This is a genomic window from Acrocarpospora macrocephala (assembly GCF_009687865.1).
Lineage (GTDB): Bacteria > Actinomycetota > Actinomycetes > Streptosporangiales > Streptosporangiaceae > Acrocarpospora > Acrocarpospora macrocephala.
This window is the reverse complement of the sequence record NZ_BLAE01000042.1, coordinates 79,478-98,116: the sequence shown is the minus strand read 5'-3', so window position 1 is coordinate 98,116 and position 18,639 is coordinate 79,478. Positions and strand designations below refer to the sequence as shown.

Annotated in this window: 17 protein-coding genes and 2 riboswitches; of the genes, 9 read left to right on the top strand and 8 right to left on the bottom strand. The window is 68.6% G+C overall.

Going from position 1 to position 18,639, the window contains the following annotated elements:
• Window positions 1–731: 731 nt before the first annotated feature.
• Complete coding sequence (locus Amac_RS33345) at window positions 732–917, bottom strand: hypothetical protein (protein ID WP_155358401.1); 186 nt, start codon at window positions 915–917, stop codon at window positions 732–734.
• Window positions 918–1,186: 269 nt separating this feature from the next.
• Window positions 1,187–1,358, bottom strand: a riboswitch (M-box (ykoK) riboswitch).
• 111 nt (window positions 1,359–1,469) lie between these two features.
• On the bottom strand, window positions 1,470–2,660 hold the full coding sequence (locus Amac_RS33340) for a glycosyltransferase family 4 protein (RefSeq protein ID WP_155358400.1): 1,191 nt from the start codon (window positions 2,658–2,660) through the stop codon (window positions 1,470–1,472).
• A gap of 317 nt (window positions 2,661–2,977) precedes the next feature.
• Here Amac_RS33340 and Amac_RS33335 point away from each other — a divergent pair, with 317 nt between their 5' ends.
• On the top strand, window positions 2,978–3,250 hold the full coding sequence (locus Amac_RS33335) for a DUF3040 domain-containing protein (protein ID WP_155351181.1): 273 nt from the start codon (window positions 2,978–2,980) through the stop codon (window positions 3,248–3,250).
• A 262-nt stretch (window positions 3,251–3,512) separates the two neighbouring features.
• On the opposite strand, the gene Amac_RS33330 is transcribed toward Amac_RS33335, so the two are convergent.
• Window positions 3,513–5,123, bottom strand: coding sequence for a penicillin-binding transpeptidase domain-containing protein (locus Amac_RS33330; RefSeq protein WP_155358399.1), 1,611 nt, complete (start codon window positions 5,121–5,123; stop codon window positions 3,513–3,515).
• Between the two features lie 562 nt (window positions 5,124–5,685).
• Entirely contained in the window at window positions 5,686–6,348 is a 663-nt protein-coding gene (locus Amac_RS33325) for a lysophospholipid acyltransferase family protein (RefSeq protein WP_155358398.1), read from the bottom strand.
• 521 nt (window positions 6,349–6,869) lie between these two features.
• Between Amac_RS33325 and Amac_RS33320 the strand changes: the two genes are divergently transcribed.
• Both Amac_RS33320 and Amac_RS33315 read left to right on the top strand, forming a co-directional pair.
• Window positions 6,870–7,151, top strand: a complete 282-nt coding sequence (locus tag Amac_RS33320; RefSeq protein WP_155358397.1) for a hypothetical protein — start codon at window positions 6,870–6,872, stop codon at window positions 7,149–7,151.
• Between the two features lie 106 nt (window positions 7,152–7,257).
• The gene (locus tag Amac_RS33315; RefSeq protein ID WP_155358396.1) at window positions 7,258–7,785 is read left to right on the top strand and encodes a GNAT family N-acetyltransferase; all 528 of its coding nucleotides are present in this window, start codon (window positions 7,258–7,260) and stop codon (window positions 7,783–7,785) included.
• Window positions 7,786–7,953: 168 nt separating this feature from the next.
• Here Amac_RS33315 and Amac_RS33310 read toward each other — a convergent pair whose 3' ends face one another.
• Window positions 7,954–9,051, bottom strand: a complete 1,098-nt coding sequence (locus Amac_RS33310; RefSeq protein WP_155358395.1) for a winged helix DNA-binding domain-containing protein — start codon at window positions 9,049–9,051, stop codon at window positions 7,954–7,956.
• Between the two features lie 149 nt (window positions 9,052–9,200).
• On the opposite strand from Amac_RS33310, the gene Amac_RS33305 reads away from it, so the two are divergent.
• Complete coding sequence (locus tag Amac_RS33305; RefSeq protein ID WP_155358394.1) at window positions 9,201–10,325, top strand: winged helix DNA-binding domain-containing protein; 1,125 nt, start codon at window positions 9,201–9,203, stop codon at window positions 10,323–10,325.
• A 102-nt stretch (window positions 10,326–10,427) separates the two neighbouring features.
• Here the strand turns inward: Amac_RS33305 and Amac_RS33300 are convergent, their stop codons facing one another.
• Both Amac_RS33300 and Amac_RS33295 read right to left on the bottom strand, forming a co-directional pair.
• Window positions 10,428–11,177, bottom strand: a complete 750-nt coding sequence (locus Amac_RS33300; RefSeq protein WP_155358393.1) for an ABC transporter permease — start codon at window positions 11,175–11,177, stop codon at window positions 10,428–10,430.
• Window positions 11,178–11,497: 320 nt separating this feature from the next.
• Window positions 11,498–12,520, bottom strand: coding sequence for an ATP-binding cassette domain-containing protein (locus Amac_RS33295; protein ID WP_155358392.1), 1,023 nt, complete (start codon window positions 12,518–12,520; stop codon window positions 11,498–11,500).
• A 425-nt stretch (window positions 12,521–12,945) separates the two neighbouring features.
• Here Amac_RS33295 and Amac_RS33290 point away from each other — a divergent pair, with 425 nt between their 5' ends.
• Window positions 12,946–13,737: an MBL fold metallo-hydrolase gene (locus Amac_RS33290; RefSeq protein ID WP_155358391.1), complete on the top strand. Its 792-nt coding sequence runs from the start codon at window positions 12,946–12,948 to the stop codon at window positions 13,735–13,737.
• On the opposite strand, the gene Amac_RS33285 is transcribed toward Amac_RS33290, so the two are convergent.
• Window positions 13,695–14,780 carry a TetR/AcrR family transcriptional regulator gene (locus Amac_RS33285; RefSeq protein ID WP_155358390.1) on the bottom strand — a complete coding sequence of 362 codons (1,086 nt, stop codon included), beginning with the start codon at window positions 14,778–14,780 and terminating at the stop codon, window positions 13,695–13,697. The two genes, Amac_RS33290 and Amac_RS33285, sit on opposite strands and share 43 nt — an antisense overlap.
• A gap of 104 nt (window positions 14,781–14,884) precedes the next feature.
• Here Amac_RS33285 and clpX point away from each other — a divergent pair, with 104 nt between their 5' ends.
• The 4 genes from clpX (at window position 14,885) to Amac_RS33265 (ending at window position 18,616) form a co-directional block, all read left to right on the top strand.
• The gene (clpX, locus tag Amac_RS33280) at window positions 14,885–16,144 is read left to right on the top strand and encodes an ATP-dependent Clp protease ATP-binding subunit ClpX (protein WP_155358389.1); all 1,260 of its coding nucleotides are present in this window, start codon (window positions 14,885–14,887) and stop codon (window positions 16,142–16,144) included.
• 9 nt (window positions 16,145–16,153) lie between these two features.
• Complete coding sequence (locus Amac_RS33275; RefSeq protein ID WP_218041440.1) at window positions 16,154–17,392, top strand: RNA polymerase sigma factor; 1,239 nt, start codon at window positions 16,154–16,156, stop codon at window positions 17,390–17,392.
• Between the two features lie 56 nt (window positions 17,393–17,448).
• Window positions 17,449–17,535: riboswitch (ZMP/ZTP riboswitch) on the top strand.
• Between the two features lie 30 nt (window positions 17,536–17,565).
• Window positions 17,566–18,426, top strand: a complete 861-nt coding sequence (locus Amac_RS33270; protein WP_281356373.1) for a bifunctional 5,10-methylenetetrahydrofolate dehydrogenase/5,10-methenyltetrahydrofolate cyclohydrolase — start codon at window positions 17,566–17,568, stop codon at window positions 18,424–18,426.
• 46 nt (window positions 18,427–18,472) lie between these two features.
• Complete coding sequence (locus Amac_RS33265) at window positions 18,473–18,616, top strand: hypothetical protein (RefSeq protein WP_155358387.1); 144 nt, start codon at window positions 18,473–18,475, stop codon at window positions 18,614–18,616.
• Window positions 18,617–18,639 lie beyond the last annotated feature (23 nt).

The window sequence follows — 18,639 nt, the reverse complement described above, 5'->3', positions numbered from 1 at the left end:
CCCCACCCCGGGCATCGCACCCAACTGCGGCATAGACCGGGTGTCACACCCGGCTCCGGCCGCGTACCCCGAACTCACCCCCCGCGCCTGGAGGACGACACACGCCTGCAGGCAGACGTCACCGGACAACCTGATCCCACGAGCGCGGCTAGATCAGCTCCATGGGTGCGGAGAGAGTGATCCACAGAAGATCACAAGGAGCGGCAGTAGATCACGAGCTGATCGGCATCGGATCGCCGCGTTCGAGCGGGCTGTGAGCAGGGCTGTGGGCACGGCACCCTCGGTCCTTTGGGCGCGTTCACCACGGAAGGGCCGGTCGCTCTCGCCGACCTCGGCTATGAGGATGCTCCCAGGGTGGGCGGGAGAACCATCGCGTCATGGCGACGGCGGGGGTGGGCGGAGCCGGGGAAACCGGAGGGTGGGTGGGAAATCCACCGCGCTGTGGTTGTTGTTTCGTGTGGGGAACCAAGGTGCTGGCGTCAGGCCGTTTCGGCGCTGAGGGTTTGTGCCACGTGCCGGCCAGTCACACGACGCAGATCTTCGGGCCTATGCTGATGGCCTTCGCGGGCATCAACTGCTCGGTCGGCGACCGACGGGCTGACGCACCGTGTTCAGCGAGCCGTCAGTGATGACGGACGGGCGGCCGTCGTGCTTGCCCCTTGCGAGCGGCCCCGCCCCGTCTATCTGAGGCACACGGGCGGGGGCCGCTCTCCGCCGTGGTCTGGTGCCCGCTACAGGCCCATGGCACGCTCGGCCATCCGCATGGCGACCTCTAGCATCACGCGCACGAGCACGGAAGCGCCGGCGATCTCGGCCAGTGCCGGCAGCGCGATCGTGGCCCACGGCCACAGCGTACGCAGTGCCCGACCCAGGTCAGCGGTGGCTGGCAGACGGGGCAGCGTGATCGTGATGGTCATGGCGGCCTTCCTCTCTGAAGGGGGACGCCCCGCAGCGGCATCGCACCAGCGAGACGGCGGCCAGCACCCAGGCTTGATCTACCGCAGAGCTGCCGCGGAGTCAGCCACGCTGACGCCGGTGGGCGCGGGGTGTCACGAACGGAAATCCTTGACTATGACAATCGCCTTCCATCGCGGCGCCCACCTCCTTGCCCTTCGCCTGTCCCAGGCGTGCACGAGCGCCCTGGCACTCCTGCACGCGTGACCCGGGACCAACAGCCCATCGATGGTCGGCACCCCTCACGTAAGAGCTTTGGCACTGCGCGGCGTGATCCCGTACCCGGGAAGCCACCTGGGGTCACCCCTTAAGCCGGGGAAACCTGTCCTGACCCTGGGCATCTCTCGATGTCGTGGGGTCAGCGGCCTGTATCCGCACAGACGCCTCACCGAACGAGGTGCCTTCCATTTCAGGAAACCTGCTGCCATCTGCCCAGGTCAAGGCCGGACACCGAAGATCTCCCCGTCCGGTCGCGCGCGTCCTCGCAGCCGCCCTCAGTACAGGCACCACACGACTCACGGGGAGGGGTGGCTGAGCTGGTTGAGGAGTTTGTCCCAGCGGGGGCCGATGACCGACATGTTGTATTGGGCGGCTGTGGTTTGGGCTTGGGTGGCGAGTTTGGTGCGGAGGTCGGGGTCGGTGATGAGGGTGGTGATGGCGTTGGCGAGGGCGTGGATCTTTTCGGGGGGTACGAGGAGGCCGTCGTAGCCGTGGGTGATGATTTCGGCGGGGCCGGTGGGGCAGTCGTAGGCGATGACGGGGACGGCTTTGCTCATGGCTTCGAGGATGGTCATGGGCATGCCTTCGCGGCGGCTGCTGAGGATGTTGATGGCGGCGTCGGCGAGGGCGGCGCCGACGTCTTCGGCGGGGCCCATGAGGTGGACACTCCCGGTGAGCTCGCGTTTGTCGATGGATTCCTGGAGTTTGTCGTGGCGGGGGCCGCGGCCGTAGATGCGTAGCGTCCAGTCGGGGTGGTTGCGGTGCACGTGGGCCCAGGCACGGATGAGCAGGTCGTAACCCTTGGCGTGGTTGAGGCGGCCGATGGCGACGGCGATGGGATCGGTGCGGTGGGCGTCCGGGCCGGAAAGGCGGGTGACCGCGTTGGGGATCTGGGCGAGATGGGCGGGCGCGTGTTTGAGGGCTTTCCGGTAGGCGTGCAGGTCGGCCTGGGTGAGGGTGATGAGGGCGGTCAGCTTGCCGTACCGGCGGAGGATTTGTTTCCGGGTTTGGGGTTGGTGGGCGGCGAGGTTGGCGTGTTCCTGGCCGATGGTGATGATTTCCGGTCCCGCGGTCCTGGCGATGAGGAGATTGAGGGCGGGGCGAGTGCCGATCAGGACGCCGCGGCGGCGGCCGCGGATATATCGGAGGAGAGCCAGGTCGGTTTTGAGGGTGAGCCAGTGGTAGGCGGTTTCGTCGGGCGGCGTGAGGCGGCTGCGGAAACGGTTGAGGAGGCCTTTTCTGCCGTTGACGCGGTCGTCCAGGTAGCGGACGCGGACGCCGGGCGGGACGTCGAAGAATGGCTGCGGGCTTTCGCGGACGACGCTGACGATTTCGACATCGTGGCTTTTGGCGAGGTGCCCGGCGAGGTTGAATACGGTGCGGATGGTGCCGCCCATGCCGTTGGCGTGGAGGAGCAGGATGCGGATCTCGCGGGTGTCAGGTGGCGGTGCGTTTCTGGCGCGTCTCCGGTCTCGTCTTTCGAGCATGGTGATGGCGGCGCGTCGTAATGCCCCCGAGATCGACAACTGTTTCCCCCAGTCGTGTGCGGACCCTTCTTCCCTAGGACGGCGGGACCGCCCCAGTTGTTGATGTGATGTGGGTCACATTGATCCCCTGATCAGCGGATTTATCGGCCTGTCGAGTGGTTCGCGGGGAATATTGGCTGTTCAAGGCTTCAGCGGGGGTTCGTGGGGAGTTGCCGGTGCTGGCCAACGGCTGGTAAATACCCGGCCAGCAAACGGCTAACGATCTTCATGGTTGGGCAGAACGTCGGCACACACCTTGCATCCCGGGGAGGTGCGCCATGGCCTGGTCGCAGGACGAGGAGCGGATGCTGGCGATGATCGAGCGGCACCTCAGCGATGAGGATCCGCGGCTCGCCGCCCGCCTGGAGTCGTTCAATGAGCGCGTGGAGCGCGGGGAACACGGTCGGCGCCGGGGTGATCGTCGAAGGCGCAGGCGGCCGCGGCGTTCGACGGTGGTGATCGCGGTGAGCTGGCTGCTGATCGCGACGTTGATCGCCACATTGCTGGTCATGGCGTTCCGGCATGACGCGGCGGCGGCGCTGGTCTTCTAACCGGCCGCTATTCGCTGGAGGCGGCCGAGCAGGCGCGGTATTCGCCGGTAGGCGAGGTGTGCTGGGCGCCGTTCGCTCTGATGGTACGGGTGAGGGTCTGGACCTGCGATGGCTATGGAAACGCGCATGTTGTGCGTCTTCGCCCTTCCGGGGAGTGCTTGAATTCCGTTCCACTTTGGGGAATTAACGGCAGAATTCTGGCGCGCTATAGCCGAATGATTGAAATCGCGCGTGCTGATTGGTATCAGCCCGCGCCGCTGGGTCAGAGGGCGTTGAGGAAGCGGGCCGCCACGGGTGCGGCGATCTTGCCGCCGCCTCCGCCGCCTTCGACGACGACCGCGAAGGCGAGGTCGCCGAGGTAGCCGTGGAACCAGGCGTGGGATTCGAGTACGGGTCCGCTGCCGAATTCGGCGGTGCCGGTCTTGCCGTACGTGCCGGAGGGGAGGCCCGCGGCCTGGGCGGTGCCCTTGGTGACGACGGCGCGCATCATGGGGCGGATCTGGTCCGCGACGCCGTCGGGGAGCGGCTGTTCCGTGGCCTTCTGTTTGAGGTTGGGGATCAGGGTGGGCGGGCGCCAGGAGCCGTCGGCGATGGCGGCGGCGACGGAGGCCATGACGAGCGGGCTGGCGGTGATCTTGGCCTGGCCGAAGGATTCGGCGGCGAGTTCGGCGTCGCTGGTGGCGCGGGGGAAGCTGGCTTTGGTGGCGGGGACGCCGATGTTGAGGGGCTGGTTGAAGCCGAGCGCGGTGGCGGTGTCGTACAGGGCTTTGGCGCTGAGGTGTTGCTTGGTGAGGGGCGCGAACGTGGTGTTGCAGGAGTGGGCGTAGGCGTCGAGGAAGCTGAGGGTCCCGTAGGCGGCATGGTCGCTGTTGCGGATCTTGAGGCCGCCGACGTTGACGTTCTTGGGGCAGGTGACCTGGTCGGCCGTGGTCACCCCGGCGGTGAGGAGTCCCACGGCGGTGACGGTTTTGAAGGTCGAGCCGGGGGCGTAGCGGCCGTCGAGGGCGCGGTTGAAGCCGCCCTGGTTGTTGACGACGGCGAGGATCTCGCCGGTGGAGGGTCGGATGGCCACCATGGAGGTGGGCTTTTCCATGTCGCGTACGGCGTTGGCGGCGGCTTGCTGGATCCTCATGTCGAGCGTGGTGGCCAGGGGTTTGCCGTCGGTGCCCTCGATGGTGGTCAGGCTGTCGTCGCCGGCCATGACCTCGGTGGTAGGCGTTCCGGCGAGACGTTTCTGGAAGGTCTCCTGGAGCCCGCCACGGCCGACGGCCTGCCCCGCGCGGTAGGCCGGGCCGAGCTTCTTGACGTCCTTGTCGGTGGCCTTGTCGAGGAAGCCGACGAGTTGCTGGACGGATCCGCCGACGTCGGTGCCGTCGATGCGAGCGCCCGCGGCGTCGGTGACGGCGGCTCGGCTGGGCCAGGTGGTTTTGAGCTTGAGGTGGTTGGTGCCGTTAAGGGAGGGATGTACGGCGGCTGGGCTCCAGTCGACCTTCCATTGGCGGTCGGCGACGGTGAGGTCGAGGCTGCCGGTGTAGGTCCAGTCGCCGATGTTCTTGAGAGCGGCGGTGGCCGTGTAGGCGGCGGTCGCCTTGTCGTCACCCGTCTCGGTGACCTGGCCGAGCTTGACCGTGACCCCTGTGGCGTTCAGGTTCTTGGTCAGTTCGGCATAGGCGGCGTCGAACTCGCCGGTCGCCGGTGCGGCGAGTTCGGCCTTCAGAGCGGTCATATCGCCTTTCGTCCACGCGGCGGCGAAGCGTTGGGCGGTCTCCTGGGGTGTGCCGCGAGTGTGCAGCAGGTAGTACGCGCCCCCACCGGCACCCCCAGCGACCACAACTACCGCCACCGACGTGATCGCTATCGTCCGTCCACGCACCTTATGCCCCCTTTTAAAGCTCGCCTGAGATCTTAGCGCGCCCGATTCGTTACCTTTCTGGCTTTTGGCAGACCGGAAGCCTACGGGTCAAGGACGGGCGCAAGACAGATCCACTCCGAAAGACTCCATCGTCCGCCACCCGAACCCGGGCTCAGCGCACGCACACGCGGAGCGAATCCCCCAAGGCCACCGCGAAGCGAGATCGCAGGAGAACCGGCACGAACCGGGATCGCCAAGGTGCTTGCGCAGACGTCAGCGACCACGCCGGCGAACGCGTGGTTTGCGCCAGGCATCGGTGGTTGCGGCGCGAACCCGTGGTTTGCGCCAGGCATCGGTGGTTGCGGTGCGAACGCGTGGTTTGCGCGAGACGCCAGCGCCTGGGCCGCGAACGCGAAGCCGGATTGGCGTGCGGCTCGCGCGAAGCCGGATGCTGGCGTGAGTCGCGCGAACGCGAAGCGGATTGGCGTGCGGCTCGCGCGAAGCGGGATGCTGGCGTGAGTCGCGTGAACGCGAAGCGGGATTTGGGTGCGCGAAGCGGGATCGGGGCGGAGGCGCAACACGATCAAGGGTGGGTGGGTGGGGCATCCACTCCTGGACGCTTCGCGTACGAAGGCACGTACTCCTGGCCGGAGAGCCGCTGAATGGCCGCCATGACCTCGTCGGTGACCTGCCGCCGGTCGCGGGCCCGGCCAGGGTCGCCGGTGAACGTCATGGGTTCACCGATCCGTACCCCGATCCGGTGGATTCGCGGCACCGACGCACCCAGCGGCAGGACCCGATCGGTCCCCAGCATCGCCACCGGCAGCACCGGCGCCCCCGTCGTCAACGTCAGCCACGCCACCCCGATCTTGCCCTTGTACAACCGCCCGTCCGGCGACCGCGTCCCCTCCGGGTAGATGCCGAACAGCTCGCCCGCCTTCAGAACCCCCGCCGCCGCGTCGAGCATCTCCTGCGCCGCCCCCGCACTGTCCCGGTCTATGGCCAGATTCCCCTGCATGATCATGCGCATGATCGGATTCCCCGACGTGAAGTACTCGTTCTTGGCCACGAACGTCACCCGCCGCGACAGCAACGCGGGAAGAAAGAACGAATCGAGCACAGAAAGGTGATTCGACGCCAGAATCGCCGGCCCCTGCTCGGGCACATGCCCCCGCCCCTCGACCCTCGGCCGCCACACCAGATGAACCGCGGGAACGCTGAGAAACTTGGCGACACGGTAGAACACAGATACTCCTCCGCTAGGCGACCAGATCAAGCGTAGTTCCCCACACGTTGATCCTCACCGAGGCAGGCTGAGCCACCAGGATGATCCCCTGACCCGAAAGCAAAAGATCGTCGTTGCCGCATCGCCATCCCCAGCAGATGACATCCTGCGCGACTGCTCAGGCCCCACCTGAGTAACCGCGTTACTGACGAGCCATCAAGGCTCGACGGCGACCACATCGGGCTGCTCAGGCCCTTGTGGCCGATGGAGCCTGCGCCGATCCGGGTTTGGCCGACGCTTCCGCTGGCCGGGTTTCTCACCCTGTGGTCCAGGTGGATGGGCGGGTTGAGCAGGCTGGGGGTTAAATGCAGAATGCCCCGCCCGAGGGCGAGGCACTCCAACGTTCAGGCCGGTGTGGTGGTCGCCTCCTCGGCGAGATGCACAACACGGCTCCAGCCGAACGGTATTCCGTGAAGGCGGTAAATGCGGCCCGGGGGACACATCCACACCGGCATATGTAGTTAACCACACGGTCCGACCCCTTGTTCCCGCACGACATCCCGGTAGCGGTGTTTCGCGCCCCCGGTCTAGCCGCGAGAGGGCTGCCCGGCTCCGGCCAGGATCTCCCGCGCACCTTCACATCCACTGTCCCGCACATCCACTGCCCCTCCACGGCCATGAAGCTGCTGGCCGAATCAGCTCCGCGACACGTCGACGAGAACACCATCGGCGTGGTGGCCATTCTCGGCGTCACCTACACCTGCGACTACGAGTACACCTGCGACTACGAGCCGGTCGCCGCCCTCGCCGCCGAGCGGCCGTAACGGAACAGTCGTCGTCACCAACGATTTGGAGTCCGTTTTCTGGTTAGTAATCCCTTTTGTGGTTATCTCAAATGACACAGGGGCCGTGGTGAACGACAATGGGCTCATGGTCTTTTCGACTGAACGGCTGATCCTGCGGCGCTGGCGGGACGTTGATCGTGAGCCGTTCGCCGCGCTGAACGCCGATCCTCAGGTCATGGAGCATTTCCCCGCCAGATTGACCCGCGAGGAGAGCGACCTGCTGGTGGACAGGATCGAAGCCGGATTCGAGGCGCGCGGGTTCGGCCTCTGGGCGGTGGAGATCGCCGCCACCGGCGAGTTCATCGGCTTCACCGGCCTGGCCGTCCCCGGCTTCCGCCCCGGTGTGGAGATCGGCTGGCGACTGGCCCGCTCCGCGTGGGGGTACGGCTACGCGAGCGAGGCGGCCCGCGCCGTCCTGGCGGAAGGCTTCGAGCGGCACGACCTACGGGAGATCATCTCCTTCACGGCCGCGGAGAACATCCGCTCTCGCGCGGTCATGCGCCGCATCGGCATGACCCACGACCCCGCCGACGACTTCGACCACCCGGCACTGCCCGACAACAGCCCCCAACGCAGACACGTCCTCTACCGAATCCACGCCCCAGCGAATTAGCACACCGACCAGAACGAGCCAGCCAGCGGGTAGCCCCCCGTTATCCGGCGCCGTTCACGCTGGCGGTGATCCTCGCCACACCTGCGCCAAGAGGGAGGCGAGAAGAGAACTGCCGGAATCAACATCATCCGCCTCGCCGACTGCGACACCCCTGTGTGCCTGGACCGGTCAGTGGGGGAGCCACTGGATGTCGTGGGTGGTGGTGCGGGGTTCGGTGAAGGCCAGGAGGCGGGCGCCCTCCTCTTCGATCGCCGCCACGTCGGCGGGGGCGAGTGGGGCGAAGGGTTTGATGTGGAGGGTGGCGGTGCGGCGCTGCCGGGTGATTCGCCAGTGGGCGCCGGTGAAACCGTCGATCAGGATGATGCTGGGCATCGGGCCGTTGTCGGTGAATCCCTGGCGGAAGTATTCGGGGGTGATGAAGCGGGTGCGGTCGGCGTGGGACAGCAGCAGGTTGTCGTAGTCGTAGAGGAAACGGATCGGGGCCGGGGTGTCGGCGGGCGGGCGTGGGGCGTCGGGGAGGTCGAACAACTCCTGGCCCTGTTCGTCGCGGAATCGGATGAGGCGGTCGCCGAGCCGGGTGGTCACCTCGGCGAGGCGAGTCAGGCCGCACCAGGTCTGGATGTCCTTCACCGAGGCCGGGCCGAACGCGGCCAGGTAACGCAGGACGAGTTCGTCGGGTGTGGCGTCGGTGGCCAAGGGGCGGCCGAGCCAGGCGTCGGTGGTGGTGTGGGAGGTCGCGCCGCTGCGGCCCCAGACGCCGCGCGGCGGCACCTGCACGAGCGGCAGCCACATCCGGATCGCCTGATAGAGCGCCGCCGGATCCCGCCCCGGCCACCGCTCCGCCAGCAACTTGCCCAGCTCGGACGGAGTGCGCGGAGCACTCTCCACTAACTCCCGCCCGTCCTTCGTCAAGGCCTCCCGATCGATGTCCTTGAGATGCTTGCCGAACGCACCGTTGGTGCTGCGCTCGATGACCACCTGCACCAGAGGCCGCAACCACACCGCGTCGCGCGCGGTCACGAAATGGATCGTGGAACGCATGACGGCGATCCGCACCGCATCCCTGCCAAGCAGCAGATCCGCGGCCTGCTCCGCCCGGAACCCGGCCAGCCGCGACCACAGCCCGACATACCAGGAGTGCGGCGTCTGCGCCTGCAACCCAACCAGATGTTCCAACGCCGCCACGACACCCATGTCCGACCGGCGCAGCAGCAACTGCCGGGCGAGCGTGGCCCGATTGAGTTCCCGGAGCGTGAGCACGGCCATAGACCAAACGTAGACGCGCCCACCGACATAATCGCCGCCCACTGACCCGGGCCCTAGAGCACCCAACAGGATGAGCAGGTGGCCGGGTTACTCTCCGCGGTCCGGCACAGGGTGCTGGTTCTGTCGGTGGGGCGGCCTATTCTGCGCGGGTGAGTGTGAGGGTGATGGATGAGCGGGCGTTGAATCGGGCGCTGTTGGCCAGGCAGGGGCTGCTCGATCGGCTGGCGGGGCCGGTTGGTGCGGTGGTGGCGGCGGTGGGGGCGTTGCAGATGCAGTACTGGCCCGCGTTGCGGCCCGCTTTGTGGAGCCGGATGGAGGGGTGTCATCCGGAGGGGCCGTTTCTGGCGCATGACGTGGGGGAGTTGCTGACGGGGACGTTGCTGCGGGGGACCATTCATACCGTTACGGCGGGGGAGTATGCGGCTTATGCGGCCGTCGCGGCGGCGTCGAACGCGGGGAAATGGTGGGCGGGGCCTGATCCCGGGCCGGGGGTGGGGGAGTTGACGGCCGAGTTGAAGGCGCATGGTGTGACGGCGCGGCCGGCGTCGGAGTTGGTGGAGTTCGTTGAGGCGTGGGTGGCGGGGAACCCGGGTGGGGTGAGCGCGGAGGAGGCCGTGCGGCAGCGGGAGTACAAGTGGTTGGCGGTCATGATGCGGGCGCGGTTCGTGCGGGTGCCCGCCGACGGGACCTGGGGAGCCAGGACGCCCGCGCATTTCGTGACCGCGCCCGGGGCCGAGGAGACGGATGTCGCGGCGGCCCTGAACAGCGTGATCCGCTGCCATTTGCGGGCGTTCGGTCCGGCCGCGGCTGAGGATGTGGCCAGCTGGATCGCCTGGAACATCACTCCGGTGCGGGTCGCGCTCGAGCGCATGGACGGGCTCGTCAGGTTCGCCGATGAGACCGGGCGGATCCTCTACGATCTGCCCGAGGCTCCCCGGCCCGATCCGGACGTCCCCGCTCCGGTGCGGCTGCTCCCATGGTTCGACAGCACCTTGCTGGCGTACGCCCCGAAGCGGCGCACCCGCATTCTTCCCGAGCAGTTCAGAGACATCGTGTACGTCAAGGCGAACGGCCAGCTCAAGCCGACGTTCCTGGTCGACGGGATGGTCGCCGGGATGTGGTCGATCGAGTTAACAAAAGGAGCGGCCACGCTCACCTTGAAACCACTCCAGCAACTCTCCGCCTCGGTCCGCAAGGAACTCATCACCGAAGCGGAGAACATGCTGGTCTTCTGCCAGCCTGGCGCGCGCTCTCATCACGTCGAACTGGCCTGAAAGCCGTCGAGAACCGACATCGTCTACGTCACCGAAGGCTGGACCAGCCGGGAGGCCCACAGCCTGCGGTCGGTTGGGCTCGACCAGGTAGCTGAGGGGCGGTCAGATGCCGCGGCGCATCGCGCGGGTGCCCAGGGTTAGGCCGAGGGTGGCGACTGCGGTGGCGGCGAGTAGGCCGTGGAGGAGGGAGATGTCGGTGAAGGAGCCGGCGAAGAGGGCGCGTTCGGCGTTGACGACGTAGGTGACGGGGTTGAGGGCGGCGGCTGTCTGGAGCCAGCCGGGGCCGGCGTTGACGGGGAGCAGGACGCCGGAGAGCAGGAGTAGGGGGAACATGACGAGTTGGGTGATGCCGTAGAAGAGTTCGCCGCCGGGGGCTGAGGCGATGGCCAGGACGAAGGAGAGCGCGCCTAGGCCGATGCCGAATACGATCAGCAGGGCCAGCCCGGCCAGGACTCCTGCGGCGTTGGGCTGGAATCCCAGCGGGATGGACAGGCCGATGATCAGCGCGGACTGGGCGAGTAGGACGACGAACTCTTTGAGGGTGCGGCCGATCAGCATCGCGGTACGGTTGAGCGGGGTGACCAGCATGCGCTCCATGGAGCCGCCGATCAGCTCGACGAGGAGCATGTATCCGGCCATCATCGGGCCGGACAGGCACATCATGATCAGGATGCCGGGGACGAACCACTGCCAGGGCGCGTCGCCGAGGTCGGTGTTGCCCGACAGCAGCGGGCCGAACAGGAACAGGAACAGCAGGGGCTGCATCATCGTGAAGAGCAGCCCCAGCGGGTCGCGGAAGGTAGGCGCGATCTCCCGCTGGAAAACGGTCACGGTGTCACGGACGAATGGCATGGTCATCCCTTCAATGGGGGGGTTTCGGCTGATCGGGGATTCCGGAATCGCGCCAAGTCTGAGATTCCGGGAAGCGCGCCAGGGTGAGGGATCCCCGGCCGGATCCAGCGGGCAACGCGCGGTCCTGGCGGGTTAGAGCGGCTCGCACGGTTCTGACGACTGAAGGCGGCTCGCGCGGTCCTGGCGGGTTAGGCATCTCGGGCGGTTCTGACGACTGAAGGCCGCTCGCGCGGTTCTGGCGGGTTAAGGCAGCTCGCGCGATTCTGGTGAATGAAGGCGGCGTCGCGCGGTTCTGGCGGGTTAGGCCGCTCGCGGGGGTTCTAGACCGGTGTGGGAGTGGTGGTGCTCTTGTCCTTGGCAGGATCGGTGGGGTCGGCTGAGGTGGGGTTGGTGGTTTCGGATTCGCGGAGGCTGCGGCCGGTGAGGGCGAGGAAGACGTCGTCCAGGGTGGGGCGGGAGGTTTCCGCGGCGGTGGCTTTTGTTCCGGCTGATTCCAGGGCGCGGAGGTATTCCGGCAGTGCGGCGCCGGCATGGGGCACGCGGAGCTGGACGACGTCGCCGGTGACGGTGGGCGCGGAGCCGGTCATGCGTTCGGCAATGGCGGCCGCGCGGGCGGTGTCGGATTCGGTGGCGAGGGCGACGGTGATGCGGTCGCCGGCGAGGTCGCTTTTGAGCTGAGCGGCGGTGCCGTCGGCGATGATGCGGCCGTGATCGATGATGATCACGCGTTCGGCCATGCTGTCGGCCTCTTCCAAGTAGTGGGTGGTCAGGAAGAGGGTGGTGCCGTGGTCGGCGCGCAGGCGGAGGATGTGCTCCCAGATGTTGGCGCGGCTCTGCGGGTCCAGGCCGGTGGAGGGTTCGTCCAGGAACAGCAGCCCGGGCCGGTGCACCAGGCCGAGTGCGATGTCCAGGCGGCGGCGCTGCCCCCCGGAGAGCGTGCCGGGTTTCCGGACGGCCAGCGCTTCCAGGTCCAGCTGGGCGAGGACCTCGTCGGCGCGGGCCCGGGCCTCGGTTCGGGTGAGGCCGTAGCAGCGGCCCTGGGTGACGAGCTCGTCGCGGACGCGGAAGTTCTCCCCGGCGCCGTTCTTCTGCCCGATGTATCCGATCCGGGCCCGTACGGCGCCGGGGTTCTTCACGATGTCGTGACCGGCCACGGTGGCGGTCCCGGACGTCGGCGGCAGCAGCGAGGTGAGCATGCGCAGGCTGGTGGACTTGCCCGCCCCGTTCGGGCCGAGAAACGCCACCAGCTGTCCGGCTTCGACGTCGATGTCGATGCCGCGCACCGCTTCGACGGCGCCGCCCTTGATCTTGAAGCTGCGGGTCAGTCCGCGGGCATGGATCATCGCCCCTCCTCGGGGGTGAAAAGTGTGGGCATGGCGAAGAAAGCCCTGGTCGGGGCTGTTTGGTGGAGTTAATCCATCCTTGACCAGTCAAAGCCGCTTTGGCAAACGTGTAACATACATTCACGTTTTGCCTGACCTGCGGAAACACGCTTTCCTCAGCAGTGGCGTGATCGGCGACACCAACCGGAATCGGACCGTTGACCTGCGCATTCGCGGCCAATCCAAAAAAATCCGGAGAAATTCCGCCAGCCACCCGCCAGCCGCCGTGCCGCACGCCCGCCCGGGCCGCCGCAGACCTATACCGAGCTGGTAAATCGTGGTCTATGCCCGTGTCTGAGCTGTTGGCTTGACCAACAAGTACCGTCGGCTGTGTGGCGGCCCCGCGCCGCCCGTACCAGCTGGATCCTCCAAGGGGAGAGCCGCGCATGAGCGAGGTCCGCATCACCCACATCGGCGGCCCGACGGCCCTGATCGAGGTAGGGGAGTGGCGGCTGCTGACCGACCCGACGTTCGACCCGCCCGGGCGGCGCTATTTCTTCGGTCTGGGGACGAGCTCGCACAAGGTGGCCGGTCCGGCGCTCCCGGCCTCGGAGCTGCCGCCGATCGACGCGGTCCTGCTCAGCCACGACCATCACGGCGACAACCTGGACGAGGCCGGGCGCGGGCTGCTGCCGTCGGCGCGGGTGGTGATCACGACGGTGTCGGGGGCGCGGCGGCTGGGCGGCCGGGCGCGCGGGCTGAAGCCGTGGGCGGCGACGCGCCTGGAGGCGCCGGGCCAGCCGACGCTGGAGATCACCGCCACCCCGGCCCGGCACGGCCCGCCACTCAGCCGCCCCCTCACCGGCGAGGTGATCGGTTTCGCGCTGACCTGGAAGGGCCAGCGCCACGGCGCGCTGTGGATCTCCGGCGACACCGTGCTCTACGACGGGGTGCGGCAGGTCGCCGGCCGTTTCCAGGTCGGCACCGCCTTACTGCACCTGGGCGGCGTGCGCTTCCCGATCACCGGCCCGATCCGCTACACGATGACCGCCCGCGACGCCGTCGAACTCTGCGGCCTGATCCGCCCGATGACCGCGATCCCGATCCACTACGAGGGCTGGCGCCACTTCCAGCAGGGCCGCGACGCGATGGAACGCGAGTTCGCCCGCGCCCCGGAGGACATCCGCAGCCGCATTCACTGGCTCCCGGTGGGCGTGACGACGGCCGTCACCGCCTGATCGTCCTGGGCGGAGGCGGCGACATGGCAGGCGCCCCGGCCCTCGGCGCGCAGCACGACCCTGCCCCCGCCGATCCGCAGCGCGAGCTCGGTGTCGTCGCTCGGCTCGGCCAGGCCAACGGCCGCGGCGAGCTCGCCCTGATCGACCACGATCCGCACGTCCGGCCAGGCCGCCGGGGGAAAGGCCTCGCGCAGGCAGGCGCTCAGCTCGGCCACGACCAGCCGGGCCAGCGGCGCGAGCTCGTCGGGATCGCCGGTGACGAGGATCGCGGTGACCGGCGACCCGGCGCGCACCGCCTCCTCGACGGCTTCGAGCCGGTTCAGGCCGAGCACCGCGATCACCCCGTCCCGGTCCAGCCGCGCGGGCCCGCCGCTCAGCAGATCCTTCGCGTACGGCGCCGCCCACGCCTCGTCCACGGCCCGTACGGCGGGAATCCAGGGCAGCACGGGCCACCAGTCGCCGAGATCGAGCCCGGCCAGCCGCTCGCACACCCCGACCACGTCGAACGGCTCGACGAAGCCGGGCGCGGCGGCCGACAGCTGGCGGGCGCCGTGCAGGGCCGCCAGGACGGTCCCGGCCAGCCGGACCCGCCGGCCGGACGTACCCTCCAGGCGTTCGAGGGCGAGGCCGAGCAGGATGGCGTCGAGTTTCAGCAACTGCGCGTACGGCCGGCGGGTGCGCTCCTCGGCGAGGATCTCGGGATGCAGGTCGCGGGTGAGCCGGGCCGATTCGGGTTCATCGGGCAGGGGAAGGCGGGCCAGCCAGGCCCTGGCCAGCGCCGCGAGCGCCTCCCGCCCGTCGCGGACGGCCTCCGGCGGCGGCACCCGGGGGCCCTGTTCGGCGAGGTCGGCCAGGACGGCGAAGTAGAGGGCGCGCTTGCCGGGAAAGTTGGAGTAGACCGCGCCGCGGGTGAATCCGGCCCGGTCGGCGATGAGGTCGATCTTGGCGCCGCGGAAGCCGCGCTCGGCGAACTCCTGGCGGGCGGCGGTGAGGACCTTGTCCCGGTTGCGTGCCTGAAGTTGCGCCCGGCTGAGCCGACCCAATCGTCCTCCTTGCCGGATTGTCCCGGTTTTTCGTGCCGCGTTGCCGTACCCTCGTATCCAAGATACCGTCGCCATCTGGATGATGGGATCATTTGAGGAGACTCGTGGCGCGCATGGGTGAGGGCGGCGACCTGCTGAAGTGCACGTTCTGCGGGAAGAGCCAGAAGCAGGTCAAGAAGCTCATCGCCGGGCCTGGCCGGATCTGCATCTGCGACGAGTGCGTGGAGCTGTGCAACGAGCTCATCGAGGAGGAGCGGCAGGAGTCGGCCGGGTCCGAGCGGCCCGAGCTGCCCAAGCCGCGCGAGATCTTCGACTTCCTGGCGCAGTACGTGATAGGTCAGGATCGCGCGAAGATGGCCCTGTCGGTGGCCGTCTACAACCATTACAAGCGGGTCCAGGCCGGGAAGCCCGGGGACGAGGTCGAGCTCGGCAAGTCCAACATCCTGCTGATCGGGCCGACCGGCAGCGGCAAGACGTACCTGGCGCAGACGCTGGCGCGGATGCTGAACGTGCCGTTCGCCATCGCCGACGCCACCGCGCTGACCGAGGCCGGATATGTCGGCGAGGATGTGGAGAACATCCTGCTCAGGCTGCTGCAGGCGGCCGACTTCGACGTGAAGCGGGCCGAGACCGGGATCATCTACATCGACGAGATCGACAAGATCTCGCGCAAGAGCGAGAACCCGTCGATCACGCGGGACGTGTCCGGGGAGGGCGTGCAGCAGGCGCTGCTGAAGATGCTGGAGGGCACCACGGCGAGCGTGCCGCCGCAGGGCGGGCGCAAGCATCCGCACCAGGAGTTCATCCAGATCGACACCGCCAACGTGCTGTTCATCGTCGGGGGCGCGTTCGCGGGCCTGGAGAAGATCATCGAGCAGCGGGCCGGGCGTAAGGGCGCGGGGTTCGGGACGACACTGCGCACCCGGGAGAAGAAGGACGGCCTCGCCGACGTGATGCCCCAGGATCTGGTGAAATTCGGGCTCATCCCGGAGTTCGTCGGGCGGCTTCCCGTCATCTCCACCTTCCAGCCGCTGGACCGCACCGCGCTGGCCCGCATCCTCACCGAGCCGCGCAACGCGCTCATCAAGCAGTACCAGCGGCTGTTCGAGATGGACGGCGTGGAACTCGAGTTCGCCGAGGACGCCGTCGCCGCCATCGCCGAGCAGGCCCTGCTGCGCCGCACCGGCGCCCGCGCCACCCGCGCCATCCTGGAAGAGGTCCTGCTCAACGTCATGTACGAGGTGCCCAGCCGCGACGACGTGGCCCGCGTGGTGGTCACCCGCGACACGGTGCTGGACAACGTCAACCCCACCCTCATCCCCCGCGACCACCGCGCCTCCGGCCACCGGGAGAAATCCGCCTGAGGCCCTACGATCGGCAGGGTGAAAAGCGCCCCCGTGGTCGAGGAGCTGCTGCGCGAGCTCGCGCCGCAGGTGCTGGGCGTGCTCATCCGCCGGTACGGCCGCTTCGACGCCTGCGAGGACGCCGTCCAGGAGGCGATGCTGGCGGCGGCCGTGCAGTGGCCCGGCGAGGGCGTGCCCGACAGCCCGAAGGGCTGGCTGATCACGGTCGCGGTGCGCCGCCTGACCGACCAGTGGCGGAGCGAGGAGGCACGCGCCCGCCGGGAGCAGACCCTCGCCGCGATGACCCCCATCGAAACCGACATTTCCGAAATGTCCGGCCAGGATGACACGCTGACCCTGCTGTTCCTGTGCTGCCACCCGGCCCTCTCGGCGCCGTCGCAGATCGCGCTCACCCTGCGCGCCGTCGGCGGCCTGACCACGGCCCAGATCGCGCACGCCTTCTTCGTCCCGGAGGCCACCATGGCGCAGCGCATCAGCCGCGCCAAGCAGCGCATCAAGGCCACCGGCAGCGAGTTCCGGCTCCCGCCCGAGGGCGAACGCGAGGAACGGCTGCGCGTGGTCCTGCACGTGCTCTACCTGATCTTCAACGAGGGCTACACGGCCACCTCGGGCCCCGAGCTGGCCAGCGCCGAGCTGACCGGGGAGGCGATCCGGCTGACCCGGGCCGTGCACCGGCTGCTGCCTGAGGACGGGGAGGTGACCGGCCTGCTGGCGCTGATGCTGCTCACCGACGCCCGCCGTCCCGCCCGCACCACCGCGGACGGCGGCCTGATCCCGCTGGCCGACCAGGACCGCGGGCTGTGGGACCGGGCCGCCATCGCGGCCGGGGTCGAGCTGCTCACCTCGACGCTGAGCCGCTCCCCGCTCGGGCCCTACCAGCTGCAGGCCGCCGTCGCGGCCGTGCACGACGAGGCCCCGCGCGCCGAGGACACCGACTGGCCGCAGATCCTCGGCCTGTACGACCTGCTCGCCCGCCTGTCACCCGGCCCCATGGTGACCCTCAACCAGGCGATCGCCGTGGCCATGGTGCACGGGCCCGCCGCCGGCCTGGCCATGCTGGAATCCCTGGACGGCGACACGCGGGTGAGCGGCCACCACCGGCTTGAGGCGGTTCGCGCGCACCTGCTGGAGATGTCCGGCGACCTGCCCGCCGCCCGCGCCCGCTACCGCGAGGCCGCCCGCCGCACCACCAGCCTGCCCGAGCGGCGCTACCTTCAGGCGCGGGCCGCCCGGCTGGCCGGCGACTGAACCGCTGACGCGGGCCCGGCGGATTGTGCTCGCCGGGGCGGGCTCCACTACTGTGAGGCGTAGGCCGTGACTGGCGCTGAGGTGGAGCACCACCGGGGAGCGGCCGCCGTTCTCGGGAAGTGCCGTGCGCCTGGGCCACAAGCAGCAGCACGCAGCCATGTCCAGGAGAACTCGTGACGCAGACCGCCCGTTTGATGGATGGCGCCGGACTCGCCGGCCGGATCGTCGAGGAGTGCACGTCGAGAGCGGCCGCCCTCACCGAAAGCACCGGCCAGGCGCCGTGCCTGGCGACCGTGCTGGTCGGCGAGGATCCGGCCTCGGTGACGTACGTGCGGATGAAGCGCTCCCGCAGCGCGAAGGCCGGCATCCTGTCCCGGCACGTGGAACTTCCCGCCACGACCACGACCAAGGAGCTGGTCGGCGCCATCACCGCGCTCTCGGAGGATCCGGCGGTGCACGGCATCCTGCTGCAGCATCCGGTCGGGGAGCACATCGACGAGCGGGCCGCGTTCGAGGCCATCGCCCCGGAGAAGGACGTCGACGGCGTCACCATGCACTCCTTCGCCGCGATGAGCTTCGGGCTGCCGGGCTTCCAGTCCTGCACGCCGGGCGGCATCATGCGGCTGCTGGACGCCTACGACGTCGACCTCACCGGCAAGCACGCCGTCGTGGTGGGCCGCAGCGCGATCCTCGGCAAGCCTGCCGGGATGCTGCTGCTGGACCGCAACGCCACCGTCACCTACTGCCACTCCCGCACCAGAGACCTGAGCTCGATCGTCAAGGAGGCCGACGTGCTGGTGGCCGCGGTGGGCCGGGCGCGTTTCATCCACGGCGATGACATCAAGCCGGGGGCCGTGGTCATCGACGCCGGATACAACGCCGGGAACGTCGGTGACGTCGACTTCGACAGCGCGAAGACCCGCGCGAGCCTCATCACCCCGGTTCCTGGCGGGGTCGGCCCCATGACCATCGCCGTGCTGCTGGCCCAGACGGTCGACGCCGCGGAACGGCAGCTGGGCGTGGCCGAGCGTTGACCCGATCATGACGTGGTGATGGGACTCACCGGTCGATTGTGGAGGTATGGGGACGCATGAACTCGGTGATTGTCTGCGGGTGGTGAACGAGGAGATCACCGCCCGGCTCGGCGAGGACGTCGATCGGGGGTGGCGGCTGAAGTTGCAGACCGCGCAGGAGGTGCTCGAAGACCTCATGAAAAACGGTTGAGTCTCCAGCAGGTGGAGGGTTGA

Excerpts from the sequence above, each read along its gene's own strand:
- Amac_RS33345 (WP_155358401.1), bottom strand. The coding sequence starts at position 917 with ATGACCATCACGATCACGCTGCCCCGTCTGCCAGCCACCGCTGACCTG.
- Amac_RS33340 (WP_155358400.1), bottom strand. The coding sequence starts at position 2,660 with ATGCTCGAAAGACGAGACCGGAGACGCGCCAGAAACGCACCGCCACCT.
- Amac_RS33335 (WP_155351181.1), top strand. The coding sequence starts at position 2,978 with ATGGCCTGGTCGCAGGACGAGGAGCGGATGCTGGCGATGATCGAGCGG.
- Amac_RS33315 (WP_155358396.1), top strand. The coding sequence starts at position 7,258 with ATGGTCTTTTCGACTGAACGGCTGATCCTGCGGCGCTGGCGGGACGTT.
- Amac_RS33310 (WP_155358395.1), bottom strand. The coding sequence starts at position 9,051 with ATGGCCGTGCTCACGCTCCGGGAACTCAATCGGGCCACGCTCGCCCGG.
- Amac_RS33300 (WP_155358393.1), bottom strand. The coding sequence starts at position 11,177 with ATGCCATTCGTCCGTGACACCGTGACCGTTTTCCAGCGGGAGATCGCG.
- Amac_RS33295 (WP_155358392.1), bottom strand. The coding sequence starts at position 12,520 with ATGATCCATGCCCGCGGACTGACCCGCAGCTTCAAGATCAAGGGCGGC.
- Amac_RS33290 (WP_155358391.1), top strand. The coding sequence starts at position 12,946 with ATGAGCGAGGTCCGCATCACCCACATCGGCGGCCCGACGGCCCTGATC.
- Amac_RS33265 (WP_155358387.1), top strand. The coding sequence starts at position 18,473 with ATGGGGACGCATGAACTCGGTGATTGTCTGCGGGTGGTGAACGAGGAG.